We start from the raw sequence: 16,855 nt of genomic DNA, 5'->3' as shown, positions 1-16,855 counted from the left end.
CTTTAGTCAATCTTTCGATCTGTTTCAGTCTGTAGACACATTGTTTCAATTATAACGAAATCGACATATTGTTTCAATCATCGATTCCATTTTGTCGAATGGATCACTCCCACGATGACGTGAGGAGTCGGAGGCCGTTCAAAATAACCAAAATGGTTGAGCCTTCATGTCCTACAACCGCGAACGGCATGATGAGTAACTCAAAGATGTTCGTTGCAATCAAGACAAGAATCACACCGAGTGCAAAAACGACGTTCTGTAAGACGATTCGATTTAATTTGCGCGATTGACGAATGGCGTCACTCAATCGGACGAGGTCGTTTTTCATTAAGACGACATCTGCCGTTTCTAGTGCGGCATCCGTTCCTTCGCCCATGGCAATCCCGACGTCGGCTGTCGCAAGGGCAGGCGCATCGTTGATTCCGTCGCCGATCATCCCGATTGTTCCATATTCCTCTCGTAACACCTTGATTTGCGAAACCTTCTCTTCAGGCAAGCATTCGGCGATATAGCGTGTCAATCCAGCTTCGTTCGCAATAGCGCGAGCGGTTGCCTCGTTGTCTCCGGTAATCATGATGGTCGCAATCCCTAAGTCGTTCAGTCGCTTGATTGCTACCTTTGCCTCGGGTCGTAGCGTGTCACGTAAGGCGTAAGCACCGATTGTACGTGTCTCGTCACTGATGAAGACGAGTGTATGACCGGCCTCTTTCAATCGTTCGACATCATTCTTAAAGAAATCACCGCTTCGGTCAGCGAACTTCTGTTTTCCTACCCGATACGTCGTCCCGTCAATCGTTGCTTCAATTCCGGAGCCTGTGATGTCTTTGAAGTGTGTCATTTCCCCGGTATGTTTTCCGGTGTAGGAAACGAGCGCTTCAGCAAGTGGATGCATCGAATGCTCTTCAATCAAACTGACAATTCGGTTGACGTCCTCTTCTTCTAATGAAGGTGAGATGAGCGCTTCTTGCACAATCGGTTTCCCAATTGTGAGTGTCCCGGTCTTGTCAAAGGCGATTGCTTTTAGACGTCCCATGTTCTCGATATGAGCACCGCCTTTAAAGAGAATCCCGTGTTTTGCAGAAGAGGCGATGGCAGCCAGCGCGGCCGGTGTGATGGCGGCGACGAGTGCGCAAGGGGAGGCGACAACGAGAAGGATCATGCCGCGATAGATGCTCGTTTCAAGAGACCACGACGTGACGAACGGTCCGAGAATGATGATGGCCGCAACAGAGAAGAGCACGATTTGAACATAACGTCCTTCATATCGATCGATGAACTGTGCAGACGGTGATTTCTCTTCTTGTGCTTGTTGGACCATTTGAATGATCTTTTGGAACAGTGTTTCCGTCGCAAGTTTTGTCACTTCGATCGTCAATACTCCGTTCAAGTTGACGCTCGATCCGAACACGTCATCACCGACTTGACGATCAACAGGGACGGATTCGCCTGTGATAGCGGCTTCTTCTACGGAAGCATTCCCTTTTACAATTTTTCCATCGACCGGAATGCGTTCACCAGGACGGACATAAATCCGATCTCCGACACGAAGGTCGTCGATATGAACAACCTCGAGTTCATCAGTGTCTGTTAGACGAGTCGCCTGTTCCGGCTGTAATTCCATTAACGATTCGAGGGCACGTTCATTTTTGTTCATCGTATACGTCTCGAGTGCCCCGGATAAAGCAAAGATGAAGATGAGGATTGCCCCTTCCATCCAGTACCCAATCGAAGCGGCACCAATGGCGGCGATAATCATGAGAAGCTCTACATTTAGCGATTTCGTCTCAATCGTATCCGAAATCCCTTCTTTCGCTTTTGCGTATCCTCCGATAAAAAAGGCGGATAAGTAAAGTGTGACATGAATCCAAGGCGCTTCGCCTTGTGTTTCGGCGATATAAGCGAGTACAATCAATACACCGCTAATGAGCGCCATGATCAATTCAATATGTTCGTACCAGCTAGCCCGTTTGAAAACGTGGCTTTTTTCGTGCGTAACCGATTGGACATTCATCGATAATCCCTTCTTTCTAATTGAGAATAAATCTCGATTAAATGATAATGACTGATGATGATTATCATCTTCAATTGGCTTAAAATAAAGAATTTATAGAAGTTTAATCCGAATCCTTTATTTATAATTATTATTATTTAGGTTTATCTTAACACGCTTATCAGTGACTCACAAATAAAAAGATTAAGGAGTTTTTGTGTCATGCAAAATATATTTGAACGCCCTTGGACGGTGGCGTTATTGGCGATTTTCAATACGTTGTTATGGGGGAGTGCGTTCCCATTCATCAAATTGAGTTATGAGAAGCTTGATATTCAATCGAACGAGTATGGGCAACAACTATTGTTCGCTGGCGAGCGTTTTTTACTCGCAGGGATTCTATTGCTCATCATCAGTCAGACCGTATTGAAACGGTCTGTCCGATTGACACGTGAAAAGGTTAAAGCGTATGCGCATCTCGGTTCATTTTTGACGTTTCTACAATATTTGTTCTTCTATATCGGACTTTCCATTTCGACCGGGGTCCAGGGATCGATCATTGCTGGTTCTACTTCGTTTTTCCAAATGGCTCTCGCTCATTTCCGATATGAAGACGATAAATTGAATCGATTGAAGGGGTTTGCTTTGACGTTTGGTTTTTCCGGAATTGTCATCGCAAACTGGCCGGCGACCGGATCTGAAGTTGGTTTTGGCTTAGGAGAGATTTTACTCATCTTGGCGATGGTATCCGGAGCATTCGGGAACTTGATAGCGAAGGACTACTCGAAGACGTATGATGTTGCCCCGATGACGGCTTGGGCGATGGTGATCGGTTCAGTTGGGTTACTGCTGATCGGCTATCTATTAGACCCGAATGGTGTTTCCATGCCGTACACCGCACAGACGATTGCGTTCCTGTTTTACTTGGCGATGTTGTCAGCGATCGGATTTACATTGTGGAACACATTAATGAAATACAATCCGGTCAGTCGAATTTCACTCTATATCTTTTTAGTTCCCTTATTTGGTGTCATGTTGTCAGGGATTTTACTCGGTGAAACGATTCCGTGGAATGCGGTGGTCGGACTCGGATTCGTTATTGTCGGCATTTATTTATCTACGCATTTTCAAGGTCGCCGTACAAAAAAACAAACGGATGTCATTTGAATTAGAGACAGAGTTGACGGAATTGAAATCCCATGACAAAATATATTAAAAATTCTGAATTTTAAATTTCGAAAATCGGTCTTCGTTTGTAAAGACTTGCGTGCGCAATCATTCAAAGGGAGGAGGAGAAACAATGACTAGAAATCGAATCGTTCGAAACATTCTCATCTCACGTCAGCCGAAAGATGAGTACGTCAAGTACGTGATGAAGTGCGTGAGTCAAAGTTTAAAAGAACGTCACGGTCCAGTGGCGACCCGCGCCACAAGACAAGGTGATGATATTCAGACGAGATGGCAGTTCGATGACCGTGTCGTAGAAGTGACGCTAAAATCCGATGTACTCGCTTCGCTAGACACTGAACCATTCGCGCTAGACGAAGTGTTCATCCGAGCTTTGCAGTTAAACGATGATGAAATGGAACGAGTAGTGGAATAAAACAGAGGCAGGTGGTTCATGGGAACCATCTGCCTCTGTTTATAAGTCGATTGGTTTAGCGGTCGACGTGAAGAGTCGTAGCGCCAGAATACCGAGAATGACGGCATACATAAAGAAATAGATCTCTTTCGGTAAAGACAACCAGAAGGCACCGATCATTGGACCTGATATCGAACCGATGCTGAATGAAATACTGTAAAGCATGTTTCCCGTCGGCAGTAACGATCGGGGAAGCACCTCTGTCATATGTGCCAAACCAAGTGAATAAGTCGATCCTAGCCCGGCGCCGGCAAGTGCGAATAGGAAGAGTAGACCGATATAGGAATCGACAACAAGATTCGCCAAAGTGAATACGAGTGTGCCAAACGTCAGCACGATTTGTAAGATCCGCTTCTTACCGTACAAGTCTGCGAGGCGACCAAGAGGAAGCTGAACGACAATCGACATGACGATGAACGTCGTGATGAGTGTGCTCGTTTCCGTCAAACTCATCCCATTCCGAGACGTAAAAATGGGAAAGTTGGCATTTAAGCTCGCTTCGAGAAACCCATATGTAAAGGCAGGGAGAAGCGTGTATCCCGCACCGACAAGAATCAGGCGAATTCGTCCTTTCGAATCGGTCTTCACTTTTTCGACCTCCGGAAACTCGTTCTCGACTTTAAAGACGAGCATCAACGAAGCGAGACAGAAGAAGACGATAATGAGGAACGGTAACCAAAACCATAGGTCGACGAGTGGTGCGATCAATGGACCGATGGCAAAACCGAGACTGAAAGACATTCCATAATACGCCATCGCTCGACCGAGACTGCTCTTTTCACTTGCTGAGGTCACCCATACTTGTGACCCGTAGTGTAGAGCCGAGTCGCCGAATCCGATGAAGAAGCGCATCATCGCCCAAACGAGTAAGGACGGCCAAATCGGTAAAGCGAAGGTCGCGACAGCCGTCAATACGATACCGAGGACGATGGTCGGTCGGAATCCATATTTACGGACGAATCGCTCCAGGAGAGGCGCAGAGACGATCACACCGACGTAAAGCATCGTCGCGTTCAGTCCGTTCACCCAGGCCGGGGCCCCATCCCGTTCAATCAACGTAGATAAGAGTGGGATGAGCGCACCTTGAATCAAACCGGAAATAAAGACAATCAATAGTAAAATCATAAAACGAAAACGGAGCATAGGTTCACCTCATGAAGTCAAAGTAAAAAGCCGAGAAGGGTCTCAGCTTTTCGTGTCGTCAATCGGTTGTGGAGAGTGATTCAAATGCAGCAATTCATCATCCCAACTGCCTTGACTAAACATTTCATCATGCTCTACTTTGTCTGAAACGAATGCGGCTGTCAATAAGATGCTCAGTACTCCGCCAAAAATAATGATGGCCATCACGGTAATCATGAGGATATAAATCGCAGTCATCTACACGCACCTCGATTCATTTAATATACAGAACATTTCCCTAATTGAAATATTTAAAACGATGTAGCTTTACGAGATTGGAAATCGACCGTCGGATAATATGCTTGTTTAACGAGTGCGTTCGGCCCGAGACACTTCACGGCAGGGCAGTGACAAGAGAGTGTAGCGTTCAATTGGCTGTTCGTCCACGTATCATACGCCTCTTGGAATGGTGTGTCATAGACGGTGCCGAGTGAACCGAGTTCATCACCGAAATCGGTCACGATGATCTGTCCGTCAAAGATATTCGTGTTGAGACGAGAACGTCCATCTGGGTCGTTTCGAACGGTCACGTTTTTTGTTTCATGAAGTCGCTTCAACAGAGCACGGTCTTCAGGTAGGTCAGAACATGCATAGAATGGTAACGTCCCGAACAACATCCATACGTTCTCGTCACGGACATCGAGTAAGTCATGGATGGCTTGTCGCGTATCAGCGAGCGATGCTGATTCGAGGGCGCTAGCGAAGTCTGCGGGGTACATTGGGTGCACCTCATGCCTTTGGCAACCGAGCGATACGATTTCTTCATGGATCTCTTTCAAGTGCGGAATCGTTCGTTTGTTGATCATCGTCTCCGCGGACACAATGATTCCTTCAGATGTGAGAGCACGTGCGTTGTCTTTCATCGTCTGGAGCATTTTCAATCGTGCCTCTTCACTTGGTTTCCGGTTCATCATCGCGAATCCGCCTTCAAGGAAATCGGCATCGGTACCCCAGTTATGCGAAATGTGCAAAACGTCCAAGTAAGGGGTAATAAGATGATAGCGAGATAACGGTAGCGTCAAGTTCGAGTTGATTTGCGTGCGCGCCCCACGTTCTTTCGCATAACGTAACAATGGAACGACATAGTTGCGGACCGATTTCATAGACAGCATCGGTTCACCGCCTGTGATGGAGAAGGCACGCAAATGTTCGATCTCATCCAGTCGTTGAATCAACAGGTCGAGCGGAACTTCTGGTTCTTCTGTTTGGTCTAGCATATAACCGACCGCACAATGTTCGCAGCGCATGTTACACAGCTTCGTTGTAGTGACTTCGACATTGGATAAGACGAGTCGACCGTGTTCGACTTGGTCGAGATAGGCTTCCCAAGGGTCGAAAGTTGGGGAGATGTTTTGCATGTGGATTCCACCTTTTCATCAAGTTACACGAAATAGTATGCTATAATAGCAACTCTTTGTCACGAACCAAAGGAGCGATTACAAGATGGGTAAATCACGAACAGATACTGCCGGAAAGATGAACGTCCTAAAATCGAGAACGGAATTACTCTGTCTATCGGTCAATACGCTAGACGAGCATACGACACCTGAAGATTTACATCGCCTGTTAGCCGACATTGATTCGTTGCGCGCTAAAGTAGTGCGTTACGCCAAAGACCTAGAACAATCGTCTCGAAAGGATGAATCAGATTGAAATTAATCACAGGAGATTTTAAAGATGTCACGGTCGAACGACTTGGCATTAATGGAGAAGGCATTGCGACACTTAATCGCATGGTCATCTTCATTCCGAACTTATTGCCGGGAGAACGAGCCAAAGTCGAAATCACGCGTGTGGAAAAAAACTATGCGGAAGCGCGTGTCGTCAAACGAGATAACGACTCGAAAGACCGCGTCAAAGCACCTTGTCCGATTTACGATGAGTGTGGGGGCTGCCAAATCCAACATATGAGTTCACGTCTGCAGATGGAGTATAAGGAAGAAATCGTTAGAAACGCCTTCCGTCAAAAGACGAAACTAAACGTGGACAAATCGGATATCCGTCCAACAATCGGAATGGAAGATCCATGGTATTACCGGAACAAGTCACAATTCCCACTCGGCACGCGTCGCGGTGAGATCGTATCAGGTCTCTACAAACCGAACTCGAACCATCTCGTGCCGATCGAGCACTGTATGGTCCAACAACGGGATACGACGAACATCAACAATGCGATTGTCCGTATTTTAAACGAACTTGATATTCCCGTCTACGATGCACGTCGCGACACGGGGTACGCGCGTACAATCGTCGTCCGCTCGGGTTATAACACGAACGATGTTCAAGTCGTTTTGGTCGTCGGACATGAAGATGTCCCTGATTTAGATGAATTGAGCGACCGCATCATGGAATTGCCGAATGTTGTGTCGTTCCATATCAATATCAATGCAAACCGTTCGGGTGTTATTTTCGGTTATCGGACAGTTCACATCGCCGGTCAGGAGAAAATGGATGAACAATTAGACGACGTTCATTATCACTTATCACCACGCGCATTCTTCCAGTTGAATCCGGCACAGACAGAAAAAATGTACCGTGAAGTGGTCGAGGCCGCAGGATTGATGGGTGAAGAACGTGTGATCGATGCGTATGCAGGAGTAGGGTCGATCGGACTTTGGTTAGCCCCATATGCGAAAGAAATCCGTGGAATGGAAGTCGTGCCGGAAGCGGTCGAAGATGCCAATGACCATATGCGTGAAAATGGCTATAACCATGTCACATACGTCGAAGGGCGTGCCGAGCATTGGATTCCACGTTGGGTAAAAGATGGATGGATCCCAGACGTCATCGTAGTCGACCCGCCACGCACAGGGATGGACCATCAATTGATCAATTCCATCATCTCTTCTAAAACGAAGCGGATCGTTTACGTGTCATGTAACCCGCAGACGCTCGCACGTGACGCCGACCAGTTGATGAAAGCGGGATACAAAGTGAATTACGTACAGCCGTATGATATGTTCCCACAGACATCTCATGTCGAGTCGGTCGTCGTATTCGAGAAAAAGAAAAAGAAAAAATATTGATGAGACCGTGAAAAGGCTTGTCACGTAAGCGTTTTCACGATATAGTTCAGATGTCAGACTTCTTTTCAAATATAGAAGTGGAGGAACATCCTATGATCTCACAAGAACGCGTACAAGAACTCGTCCATAAAGCCATCGAAGCGCGCAAACGCGCCTATACACCGTATTCAAAGTTTAAAGTAGGAGCTGTCGTCATCGATACATCAGGAAACGAAATTACAGGATGTAACGTGGAAAACGCCTCGTACGGATTGTCAATGTGTGCCGAACGCACAGCCATTTTTAAAGCCGTGTCAGAAGGTAGTGACGCGATTGAAACGGTCGTCGTCGTCGGTGACACGGAAGGCCCGATTTCACCATGCGGTGCGTGCCGCCAAGTGATTGCTGAATTCGCTGGCGAAGATTTCACGTTGATTCTTGCAAACTTGAACGGTGATACGAAAGTGATGACGAAAGAAGAGATGTTGCCTTACGGATTTTCACCAAAAGATTTAACATAACAAGCTGCGGACGTTTGTCCGCAGCTTGTTTATGTGTCTTTATATTTCTTTTCACTCACTGAGTCATCTTTGGAGTGACGTTTATTCTTTTCATCCTTCACTCGTTCGTTCAATTCCTCTACAGGAATCGGGTCGACGGTTTGCATGCCGTCCTCGTCAAAGATGCTTTCTTTGTCCGTGTCTACCGCGTCCGGATTATCAAACGGACGTTTCGAAGTGGGTCGTTTCTTTTCCATCCAATCGCCTCCTTCCATTAGCCATTCCACTCGTAGAAATGTTGTAAACGTTTTCGATAATGGTTTTGAGATTATAAAATGGTGGAATGAAGAGTGCATAGTGAAGGAGGGGTTAGGATGGATCGGAAAGTGTTGATGGGGATTGTCTTAGGTGTTGCCGGTGCGGCGCTCGTTGCACCAAAAGTGGCGGCACTGCTTTCGCAACGTGAGGAAGAAGATACGTGGCAGAAGATGGATGAACGGGAAAGCGTCGATGCGAATCAAGATGAAGCGGAGCAAGGGCTCACGCAACTTGATTCAAGTCACCGTGCCGAATGGCAGGCGAACGGTTTTCCACAGACGCATGCCGAACGCGAACGACTTGAACGAGAGTCGGTCGAACAATATAAAGGGAAAGACATATGAAAAGAAAAGGCAGCCATCGCGGCTGCCTATTTACATATCAAATTCATCGTCAGGTAGAAGCGGCAGACCGACAGTGACAGTCGTTCCTTGTCCGACTTCAGAGCTGAAATGAAGGGACCCTTCATGACGCTCGATAATGTGCTTCGCAATGGCCAAACCGAGGCCGGTTCCGCCATCTTTTCGTGTCCGTGATTTATTGACGCGATAGAAGCGTTCCGTCAATTTGTCTAAATCTTCTTTCGGGATGCCTCGACCTTCGTCGCGTATTTCCGTGATTGCATATTCGGATTCGGCGAACGTTTTCACATGAATCGTCTTGCCAGCATCCGTATATCGGAGCGCGTTGTCGAGAAGATTGCCGATGACTTGTTCGAGTCGGTCATGGTCACCGAGGATGATCAAGTCGAAGTCTAAATCCGATTCGATTGTCACGCCTTTCGCACGGGCAATCGGTTCAAGACGATAGAGGACGTCTTCAAGTACTTGCGAGTAAACGACCGGTTCTTTCGTCATCGGGTACGAATCGCGCTCTAGCTGGGCGAGATCGAGTAAGTCCGTGACAAGGCGCTGAAGCCGGTTCGTCTCGTTCTCGATGATGTCGTAATATTGTGCCCTCGTTTTTTCATCCAATGACTCATCTTGGAGCATCTCGGTATAACCGCGGATGTAAGAGAGTGGCGTGCGAAGTTCGTGACTGACGTTAGCGAGAAACTCTTTACGCTGTTCTTCAACAAGTCCGAGCGATTCCGCCATCGAGTTGAGCGTGTCTGCTAGTTCACCAATTTCGTCATCGTAGACAATCGGAATGCGGTGGGAGAAATCACCTTGCGCATAGACTTGAGAGGCACGCTTCATCTGAATGAGTGGTTGGATGATCGTGTCGATGATCTGTTTACCAAAAATGAGCAAGTTCACAATCATGAGGACGAGTAAAAACGTGATCATGAGCCGAATCGGTTGGAACGGTTCACTGATTTTACTGAGCTCCATATACAAAATGAGTGCATTGTCGAGTTCATCGTCGCGGATGAGAGGAAATGCGGTCATCAAAATGTCGACGTCCTCGGTCGGATGTTTCCGGGTCACCGAGATGGCATAACCGTCCTGCAACCGTTCGAGGTCTTGCTGCCTTAAAAAGGTTTTACCGGAGCCGAGTGTGTCCTCTCGAACGGAGGAGAGGAACACTTTCGTTTCGGTCAATTCGTTCGTGTACGTCATACTATCGGCGAACGCGTCCGAGAAACCGTCGGCCTTATAGATGGTGACAAGTTTCTCACCGCGATTGATGAGCAGTTCTTCTTGCGTTTGAATATAGAACTTGTCGTACAGATAAAACGTCATGATGAGAAACACGAACGCTGAGAAGAGGCTGGCTGTCCAGATGGTAATCCAAATCCGCTTCCTGATCGTGTATCGTTTCATCCGTTTGCCTCGAATTTGTAGCCAATTCCCCAGACTGTCTGAATATAACCGCCCGCCTCGCCGAGTTTCAGGCGAAGCGTCTTAATGTGAGTATCCACCGTGCGAAGGTTTCCATGATACTCGGTCCCCCAAATCTGATCAAGTAATTGTTCACGGGAGAATACTTTTTCGTCGTTCGTGATGAATAGGTAGAGCAAATCAAACTCTTTTCGTGTCAAGTTGACGGTCTTCCCTTTCACACTGACGGTACGTCCTTCGATATCGATTGAGAGGACCCCGACATCAAACGTCGCTTCTTGTTCTTTTGAGAAGCTGTGCGTGCGACGGAGCGTCGCTTCGATTCGTGCGAGTAATTCGCGTGGGCTAAACGGTTTCGTGATGTAATCGTCTGCCCCGATTTTGAGGCCGTGAATGCGGTCGAGCTCTTCTGAGCGTGCCGTCAACAGGATGATGGGTACGTTTGAGAACTCACGGATGCGCATGCAAGCCGTCAATCCGTCGAGTTCCGGCATCATCACATCAAGTAAGACGAGATGGAACGTCTCTTCTTTCAAGCGTTCAATCGCTTCAAGGCCGTTTGAGGCGGTGACCGTCTCATACCCTTCTTTTTCTAAATTTGATACAAGTAAATCGCGCATTTGTTCTTCGTCGTCGGTCACGAGGATACGAAACATTGATTCTGACATATGCCATTCTCCTTTGCAAAACGGTTAACGGGAGTTGTGATAAATCCCTCATACTTCTATCATACCTATCTCTTCGAATTAGAACAGATTTATTCGGCTCCGACAAGTTCCCTCCATCAAATCCACACAAAAACGCCACAAAAAAGCCAATTCTTTGACAGAATTGGCTCATGCTTCGAGTTGTGCCTCGTATGGCACTTCGTATTCCGGGACGTGTAGGGCATGCAAGTATAGTTGGAAGCTCGACTTGGATACTTCATATAAAACATACTCCACGTCACCTTGGTTGATCTCCGCAAGCAGTTCGGAACGAATCTCGTTCGCGCAAAACGCGTACGGAAGCTTCTCTGCTGCAGCAATCGATCGTTCATTCGATTTACGGATTTTTAAGAACACACTTTCAATATCAAGATCGAAGAACAGTTCTGAGAAGAACGCCTCTTTCGCCACTTGATTATAACCTTTGCCGTGATACGGCTTGCCAAGCCACGTGCCAAGGAATCCATATCCGGATTCGACATCGAACAAGCTAATCGTCCCAATCGGGGTGCCATACTCGTTCGTGATGGTACGTGAGATGATATTTCCTTGCTCTTCTAGCTCGATGACTTGCTTCGTGCTAAATAAAAACTCGTCAAAATGGACCGTCTTTTGACGGACATACGGAAAGACATCTGGGTGTTGCATCAGTTCGAACAACTCCGCGCAGTCGGTGAGCTCACGAAATTTGAGCACCTTTACATTCCTCCTCCTATTTCAGACCGCTGAAGAATAGTCGTAACGAAAGCATACTTCTGGCTTCGCTGTTCGAACCGCCTTGGCTGCTTTATGAAGTTACAAGATAATTTTATATAGTATTTTTAAAAAAGCAAGTAAATTATGCGTAAAAACCCTTATGAAAAATAATGAAAATTACTCGACCTCATGATGGGTTTCAGCACGGTCCGTTTTGTACACGACTTCACCGTTCACAATCGTCATAATCGGCTTCGATAAGTAGTCGAGCGGGAAGTGACTCCAAAGCACCAAATCGGCATCTTTTCCTACTTCAAGAGATCCGATTCGGTCAGCGACACCTAGTGATTCAGCTGGATTGATGGTGATCCCTCGCAACGCGATATCGACAGGAAGTCCTTCACGTGCCGCAAGTCCGGCGCACAAGTTCAAATATTGGACCGGCGTGTACGGATGATCGGTCGTGATGGAGACGATCATGCCGTGCTCATGGAGAATGCGATACGTCTCCCATGTCTTGTTCTGGAGCTCGATTTTAGATTTTCGAGTAAACGTCGGTCCGACGGTGACATGTTTCACACCGAGTTCTTGTAGTTTTTCAACGACAAGATGACCTTCTGTACAATGTTCGATACGATAGTCGAGATTGAACTCTTGAGCAAAGCGAACGACAGATAAAATGTCATCGGCGCGGTGGGCATGCACACGAATCGGCATCTCTCGGTCGAGGGCAAGTTGAATCATCTGACTGCCGAACGTTCCGATCGTTTTGGTCGACCCGACGGTACGGAACGCTTCACGAAGCAACCCCATAATCCCCATCCGCGTCAAATCACCGGTTTTCCCCATACTATGAATCCGTTTCGGGTTTTCGCCGAGTGCCATCTTCAATCCGGCATAACGACGGACGATCATGTCGTCAATATAGCGACCGTGTGTTTTGATGACACTGGTCACACCACCGATGACGTTCATACTTCCTGGCATGACCTGAACGGCGGTTACGCCTGCCATCAGCGCTTCTTGAAATCCTTCGTCAAGCGGGTATACCCCGTCAATCGCACGTGCATGAGGCGTCATCGCTTCGACCGTCTCATTGGCGTCGTTTCCGACAGAGCCGGTTCCTTCATCATATAATCCGAGGTGGGTGTGAGCATCGATGAAGCCCGGGAATAAAAAGTTTCCTTCGGCTTCAATGACATGCTCCCCGTCAGTCGGTTCAAGTAAATCGGACATTTCGACGATTTTCCCGTCCCGAACACGGAGGTCTCCGTAAAAATGGGGGGCAGTGATGGGGTAAATATGGGCATTTCGAATTAGTAAGTGACTCACAATTCATTCTCCTTAAACATCTTGTAGTAGTTGTGTTAGAGCCGGTTCCAATGTTTCATAGCGGAAGTCGAAACCATGTTGAAGTGCCTTCGTCGGAACGACTTTCGCACCTTCTAGGACGATGACGCTCTTTTCACCGAGGGCGAGTTGCATCATTGGGGCAGGTGCCGGAATCCAGTGAGGACGATGCATCACGTTCGCAATCGTCTTCCCGAACTCATTCATCGTCACCGGTGTAGGTGCAGTGCCGTTGACGGGTCCTTCAATGGAATCAGTCTCGATGACGTGCACGAACAAGCGGACGAGGTCGTCTAAATGAATCCAAGGAACCCATTGCTCTCCTGATCCAATTTTACCACCGACCCCGAACTGATAGGGGAGTTTCATTAATGGGAAAGCACCGCCATCATTCGATAAGACGACTCCGGTGCGCATCGTCACAAGGCGAACACCTAAATCACGAATGGGTTCTGCTTCTTGTTCCCAGAGGACGCAGACATTCCCGAGGAAATTAGTCCGTGTCGGCAATGGTGTTTCTTCGGAATACGTGATGGAACGATCTTCACCGTATATACCGATGGCAGAGCCGCTTATGACGACCTGTGGCTTTTGTTTCAACTGTTGAATAATTCGGACGACTTCCTTCGTACCTTCGATTCGACTTTGAAGGATGGCTTGTTTCTGTTTGTGTGTCCATCGCCCGTCGTTGATTGAGGCGCCGGCCAAATGAATGAACGCATCTGTTCCTTCGAGTTCCTCTTCTGGTTTACTATTCGGTGTCAACCATTCGATAAACGATACCCCGCGATGGCGGGGACGTGGATGACGCGTCAACACGACGACTTGATGTCCGGCGTCGGCGAGTGCACGAACGAGTGGTTGACCGATGAGCCCAGTTCCACCAGTGATTGCGATTTTCATGAAATTCCCTCCGATATCATGTGTTGTTTCTAAAATGGGTATAAGTCAGTATATCCAGATGAATACCCTTTCTTCTAACTTATCAAAAATCCTCTACGTTTCTTGAACGTGATATGTTAGAAACATGGAATGGAGGGGAGTCGTTGTGAAAATTGCAAAGTTCACGACCCAAAAGAAGAACCAAGATCGACTGAACGTCTTCATCGAACGGGAGGGGAAAGAGGAGTTTGCGTTCGCCATCGATGTTGACGTATTCATCAAGTACGGGCTCACAAAAGGGATGGAGCTCGAAGACGATTTTGTGCAAGACGTCCTTGAGGCGGAAGAAGCTCAGAAAGCCTATAAGTTGGCCATCAATTATTTATCGTATCGAATGCGCGCCATTTCAGAGGTAAGGGACTATCTCGTGAAGAAAGAGTTAAGTGAATCTGCTATCAAACATGCCATCACGCGACTAATCGAGCAGCGTTATTTGAATGATGAGGAGTTCGCAAAAGCGTATGTCCAAACGAAATTCAACACAAGTCCAAGTGGACCAATCAAAATCAAACGCGAGCTCGAACAGCTCCGAATCCCAACGGACGTTGTTGAATCCGAATTAGAATCAATCTCACACGAAGATCTCGTCGAGAAGGCTGGAAAGTTCGTGAAAAGGAAACAACTGGAAACAAATCGTCGTTCTGCCACAGAAGTGCAACAAAGAATTCAACAAACCCTGATGCAAAGGGGGTTTACCTTTGATATTATTTCAGAGGCGATTCAAACTTTTTGGGAAGAAGAGGACGAAGATGTCGAGGTTGCGGCATGTCTGAAACAGGCTGAGAAGTTGAGTCGGAAGTTCAGCGGATACGACGCGTTCGAACGCAAACAGCGCATGAAGATGCAGCTTCGGCGCAAAGGATTTCCGTATGATGTGATTGAACGTACGTTAGATCGAATCGCTGAAGAAGAATCGTGATGGGACATCTGTTTACGGTAGGGGAAAACACGAAAAGGTGGGTCTACATTGACGATTTTAGAATGGATTACAGCACTGACACCGATTGTGGCCGTGCTCATCTTATTGGTCATTATGCGTTTACCTGCATCGGTAGCCATGCCCTTGTCACTTGTGACGACGGCGATTTTAGCGTTTTTCGTCTGGCAATTGGATGCGACACGAATTATGGCGGCGACATTACAAGGACTCGTCATCGCCGTTACGACAGTATGGATTGTCTACGGGGCAATCGGAATGATGAATACGATGAAAGAAGGGGGCGGGATGAACGCAATTCGTTCCGGATTCGTCAACATCACACCTGACCCGCGTATTCAAGTTTTGATTGTCGGATGGTTATTCGTTTCATTTATTGAAGGCGCATCTGGATTTGGGACGCCTGCAACGGTTGCGGCACCGCTCTTGATTGCACTCGGATTTCCGCCGATTGCCGCCGTTGTCATTGCATTATCCGCAGACGTGTCGGCCGTAACATTTGGTGCGGTCGGGACACCGGCACTTATCGGGATCGGGAACGGTCTATCTTTAGATGTGAACCAGCCTGAGTCGATTGCCTTCTTGACAGAGGTCGTCTTGCAGACGGTGTTGATCGATATGGTGGTCGGCCTATTCATCCCGTTCATTTTGATTTTGATGTTGACGCGGTTCTTCAGTAAAGAGAAGTCGATAAAACCCGCACTTGAGGTATTTCCGATTGCGATTGTGGCGGCGTTGTTATACAGCGTACCTGCGTACATTTGGACACTCATCCTCGGATTTGAGTTCGGTGGCATGCTCGGTGGTTTAACCGGTCTGGTCATCCTCGTGGCCATGGCTCGTAAAGGAATTCTCATGCCGAAACGCGTCTGGACGTTTGATGGATATGTGGATGAGCTAGAACCATCTGCTGAAAAAGTGACGCTCAAATCAACCACGCGAGAATTGCCTCAGTGGAAGGCGTGGGCACCTTATCTTATTTTGACGATTTTCTTAGTGCTCACCCGTACCGTACCATTTTTAAACGAACTCTCTCGCAGTGTCCGAATCAATCTCCCGGACATTCTTGGGGTAGAAGGAGTTTCGACGTCTTGGGAACCGTTCTATTCACCAGGTTTTATGTTTATCCTGACGATTATTGCGACATTCTTCTTACACAACATGAGTTGGTCACAAGTGACATCGGTGTTTAAGGCGACGACACTTGGAGTCGTCGGAACGGCCATCACGTTAGCGGCGTCGGTTCCAATGGTTCGTATATTCATCCACTCTGAAAATGGCGGTGCCGGACTCGCTTCGATGCCGGTCGAGCTTGCGACGGCAGCTGCTGATACGTTCGGTGGGGTGTGGCCACTTGTCGCACCGTGGATTGGGGCCCTTGGTGCCTTCGTTTCAGGTTCGGCGACGTTTTCCAATATGATGTTCTCGAGTTTGACGACAAACGTTGCGGAGTCGGTTGGACTTGATAACACGCTCGCTTTATCGATGCAGATGGCGGGAGCGAACGCAGGAAACATGATCTGTGTGTTGAACGTCGTAGCGGTCGCATCGGTTGCTGGATTACTCGGCAAGGAAGGGACCATCATCCGTTACACGCTCATGCCGATGATTTATTACGTGACGGCGACGGGGGTCATTGGTCTCATTTTAGGCATGTTTTTCTTAAACTAAATCAAGTTACAGTTTTTTTACAGAATAATGTTGACAATTTTCAGAACAGTCTGCTAAGGTTTGAGTAGATTTTAAAACTATGAAACGAGAGGAGCCAGAATGATGAACAACATTGCACTCACAAACACACT

The 16,855-nt window shown here is 47.4% G+C and carries 18 protein-coding genes; 8 read left to right on the top strand and 10 right to left on the bottom strand.

What is annotated here, in order from left to right; genetic code table 11:
* Positions 1–103 precede the first annotated feature (103 nt).
* The gene (locus ACFO4U_RS12670; protein WP_215244351.1) at positions 104–2,011 is read right to left on the bottom strand and encodes a heavy metal translocating P-type ATPase; all 1,908 of its coding nucleotides are present in this window, start codon (positions 2,009–2,011) and stop codon (positions 104–106) included.
* 201 nt (positions 2,012–2,212) lie between these two features.
* Between ACFO4U_RS12670 and ACFO4U_RS12665 the strand changes: the two genes are divergently transcribed.
* Positions 2,213–3,157 carry a DMT family transporter gene (locus ACFO4U_RS12665; protein ID WP_215244352.1) on the top strand — a complete coding sequence of 315 codons (945 nt, stop codon included), beginning with the start codon at positions 2,213–2,215 and terminating at the stop codon, positions 3,155–3,157.
* Between the two features lie 133 nt (positions 3,158–3,290).
* Entirely contained in the window at positions 3,291–3,593 is a 303-nt protein-coding gene (locus tag ACFO4U_RS12660) for a hypothetical protein (RefSeq protein WP_031421094.1), read from the top strand.
* Between the two features lie 39 nt (positions 3,594–3,632).
* Here ACFO4U_RS12660 and ACFO4U_RS12655 read toward each other — a convergent pair whose 3' ends face one another.
* Genes ACFO4U_RS12655 through yfkAB form a run of 3 tightly spaced genes read right to left on the bottom strand, consistent with a single transcriptional unit; the run spans position 3,633 to position 6,172 of the window.
* Entirely contained in the window at positions 3,633–4,775 is a 1,143-nt protein-coding gene (locus ACFO4U_RS12655; protein WP_031421096.1) for an MFS transporter, read from the bottom strand.
* A 42-nt stretch (positions 4,776–4,817) separates the two neighbouring features.
* A complete protein-coding gene (locus ACFO4U_RS12650) occupies positions 4,818–5,012 on the bottom strand; it encodes a hypothetical protein (RefSeq protein ID WP_015880865.1) in 195 nt (64 codons plus the stop codon).
* Between the two features lie 53 nt (positions 5,013–5,065).
* Positions 5,066–6,172, bottom strand: a complete 1,107-nt coding sequence (gene yfkAB / locus ACFO4U_RS12645) for a radical SAM/CxCxxxxC motif protein YfkAB (RefSeq protein ID WP_214691490.1) — start codon at positions 6,170–6,172, stop codon at positions 5,066–5,068.
* A gap of 85 nt (positions 6,173–6,257) precedes the next feature.
* Between yfkAB and ACFO4U_RS12640 the strand changes: the two genes are divergently transcribed.
* The 3 genes from ACFO4U_RS12640 to ACFO4U_RS12630 all read left to right on the top strand — a co-directional run bounded on the left by ACFO4U_RS12640 (position 6,258) and on the right by ACFO4U_RS12630 (position 8,340).
* Positions 6,258–6,467 (top strand): hypothetical protein, encoded by a 210-nt coding sequence (locus tag ACFO4U_RS12640; protein WP_015880867.1) that lies wholly within the window; start codon positions 6,258–6,260, stop codon positions 6,465–6,467.
* Entirely contained in the window at positions 6,464–7,840 is a 1,377-nt protein-coding gene (gene rlmD / locus ACFO4U_RS12635) for a 23S rRNA (uracil(1939)-C(5))-methyltransferase RlmD (protein WP_215244353.1), read from the top strand. The genes ACFO4U_RS12640 and rlmD overlap by 4 nt, the downstream gene beginning before the upstream one ends.
* Before the next feature lie 92 nt (positions 7,841–7,932).
* Complete coding sequence (locus tag ACFO4U_RS12630) at positions 7,933–8,340, top strand: cytidine deaminase (RefSeq protein ID WP_078146373.1); 408 nt, start codon at positions 7,933–7,935, stop codon at positions 8,338–8,340.
* A gap of 29 nt (positions 8,341–8,369) precedes the next feature.
* On the opposite strand, the gene ACFO4U_RS12625 is transcribed toward ACFO4U_RS12630, so the two are convergent.
* Positions 8,370–8,576, bottom strand: a complete 207-nt coding sequence (locus ACFO4U_RS12625) for a hypothetical protein (protein WP_074037714.1) — start codon at positions 8,574–8,576, stop codon at positions 8,370–8,372.
* A 117-nt stretch (positions 8,577–8,693) separates the two neighbouring features.
* Between ACFO4U_RS12625 and ACFO4U_RS12620 the strand changes: the two genes are divergently transcribed.
* Positions 8,694–8,981, top strand: a complete 288-nt coding sequence (locus ACFO4U_RS12620) for a hypothetical protein (protein ID WP_074037713.1) — start codon at positions 8,694–8,696, stop codon at positions 8,979–8,981.
* Positions 8,982–9,011: 30 nt separating this feature from the next.
* Here ACFO4U_RS12620 and ACFO4U_RS12615 read toward each other — a convergent pair whose 3' ends face one another.
* The 5 genes from ACFO4U_RS12615 to ACFO4U_RS12595 all read right to left on the bottom strand — a co-directional run bounded on the left by ACFO4U_RS12615 (position 9,012) and on the right by ACFO4U_RS12595 (position 14,077).
* Positions 9,012–10,403 (bottom strand): sensor histidine kinase, encoded by a 1,392-nt coding sequence (locus ACFO4U_RS12615; RefSeq protein ID WP_215244354.1) that lies wholly within the window; start codon positions 10,401–10,403, stop codon positions 9,012–9,014.
* Entirely contained in the window at positions 10,400–11,089 is a 690-nt protein-coding gene (locus ACFO4U_RS12610; protein ID WP_074037712.1) for a response regulator transcription factor, read from the bottom strand. Before ACFO4U_RS12610 ends, ACFO4U_RS12615 begins: the two co-directional genes overlap by 4 nt.
* A gap of 168 nt (positions 11,090–11,257) precedes the next feature.
* The gene (locus ACFO4U_RS12605; RefSeq protein WP_159563577.1) at positions 11,258–11,824 is read right to left on the bottom strand and encodes a GNAT family N-acetyltransferase; all 567 of its coding nucleotides are present in this window, start codon (positions 11,822–11,824) and stop codon (positions 11,258–11,260) included.
* Between the two features lie 177 nt (positions 11,825–12,001).
* Positions 12,002–13,156: an amidohydrolase gene (locus tag ACFO4U_RS12600; protein ID WP_159563578.1), complete on the bottom strand. Its 1,155-nt coding sequence runs from the start codon at positions 13,154–13,156 to the stop codon at positions 12,002–12,004.
* 12 nt (positions 13,157–13,168) lie between these two features.
* Entirely contained in the window at positions 13,169–14,077 is a 909-nt protein-coding gene (locus ACFO4U_RS12595) for a TIGR01777 family oxidoreductase (protein WP_074037710.1), read from the bottom strand.
* A gap of 145 nt (positions 14,078–14,222) precedes the next feature.
* On the opposite strand from ACFO4U_RS12595, the gene recX reads away from it, so the two are divergent.
* Positions 14,223–15,035 carry a recombination regulator RecX gene (gene recX / locus ACFO4U_RS12590; RefSeq protein WP_084543113.1) on the top strand — a complete coding sequence of 271 codons (813 nt, stop codon included), beginning with the start codon at positions 14,223–14,225 and terminating at the stop codon, positions 15,033–15,035.
* 48 nt (positions 15,036–15,083) lie between these two features.
* Positions 15,084–16,724: an L-lactate permease gene (locus tag ACFO4U_RS12585; protein ID WP_074037708.1), complete on the top strand. Its 1,641-nt coding sequence runs from the start codon at positions 15,084–15,086 to the stop codon at positions 16,722–16,724.
* The last annotated feature ends 131 nt before the right edge of the window (positions 16,725–16,855 follow it).

Origin of the sequence: Exiguobacterium profundum (assembly GCF_042652865.1) — a bacterium.
Lineage (GTDB): Bacteria > Bacillota > Bacilli > Exiguobacteriales > Exiguobacteriaceae > Exiguobacterium > Exiguobacterium profundum.
Note: the sequence above shows the minus strand (reverse complement) of the source record. Positions and strands in the feature narration are given on the sequence as shown.

Excerpts from the sequence above, each read along its gene's own strand:
- ACFO4U_RS12620 (WP_074037713.1), top strand. The coding sequence starts at position 8,694 with ATGGATCGGAAAGTGTTGATGGGGATTGTCTTAGGTGTTGCCGGTGCG.
- ACFO4U_RS12630 (WP_078146373.1), top strand. The coding sequence starts at position 7,933 with ATGATCTCACAAGAACGCGTACAAGAACTCGTCCATAAAGCCATCGAA.
- ACFO4U_RS12640 (WP_015880867.1), top strand. The coding sequence starts at position 6,258 with ATGGGTAAATCACGAACAGATACTGCCGGAAAGATGAACGTCCTAAAA.
- ACFO4U_RS12670 (WP_215244351.1), bottom strand. The coding sequence starts at position 2,011 with ATGAATGTCCAATCGGTTACGCACGAAAAAAGCCACGTTTTCAAACGG.
- ACFO4U_RS12655 (WP_031421096.1), bottom strand. The coding sequence starts at position 4,775 with ATGCTCCGTTTTCGTTTTATGATTTTACTATTGATTGTCTTTATTTCC.
- ACFO4U_RS12650 (WP_015880865.1), bottom strand. The coding sequence starts at position 5,012 with ATGACTGCGATTTATATCCTCATGATTACCGTGATGGCCATCATTATT.
- ACFO4U_RS12660 (WP_031421094.1), top strand. The coding sequence starts at position 3,291 with ATGACTAGAAATCGAATCGTTCGAAACATTCTCATCTCACGTCAGCCG.
- yfkAB (WP_214691490.1), bottom strand. The coding sequence starts at position 6,172 with ATGCAAAACATCTCCCCAACTTTCGACCCTTGGGAAGCCTATCTCGAC.
- ACFO4U_RS12610 (WP_074037712.1), bottom strand. The coding sequence starts at position 11,089 with ATGTCAGAATCAATGTTTCGTATCCTCGTGACCGACGACGAAGAACAA.
- ACFO4U_RS12665 (WP_215244352.1), top strand. The coding sequence starts at position 2,213 with ATGCAAAATATATTTGAACGCCCTTGGACGGTGGCGTTATTGGCGATT.
- ACFO4U_RS12595 (WP_074037710.1), bottom strand. The coding sequence starts at position 14,077 with ATGAAAATCGCAATCACTGGTGGAACTGGGCTCATCGGTCAACCACTC.
- ACFO4U_RS12615 (WP_215244354.1), bottom strand. The coding sequence starts at position 10,403 with ATGAAACGATACACGATCAGGAAGCGGATTTGGATTACCATCTGGACA.
- ACFO4U_RS12625 (WP_074037714.1), bottom strand. The coding sequence starts at position 8,576 with ATGGAAAAGAAACGACCCACTTCGAAACGTCCGTTTGATAATCCGGAC.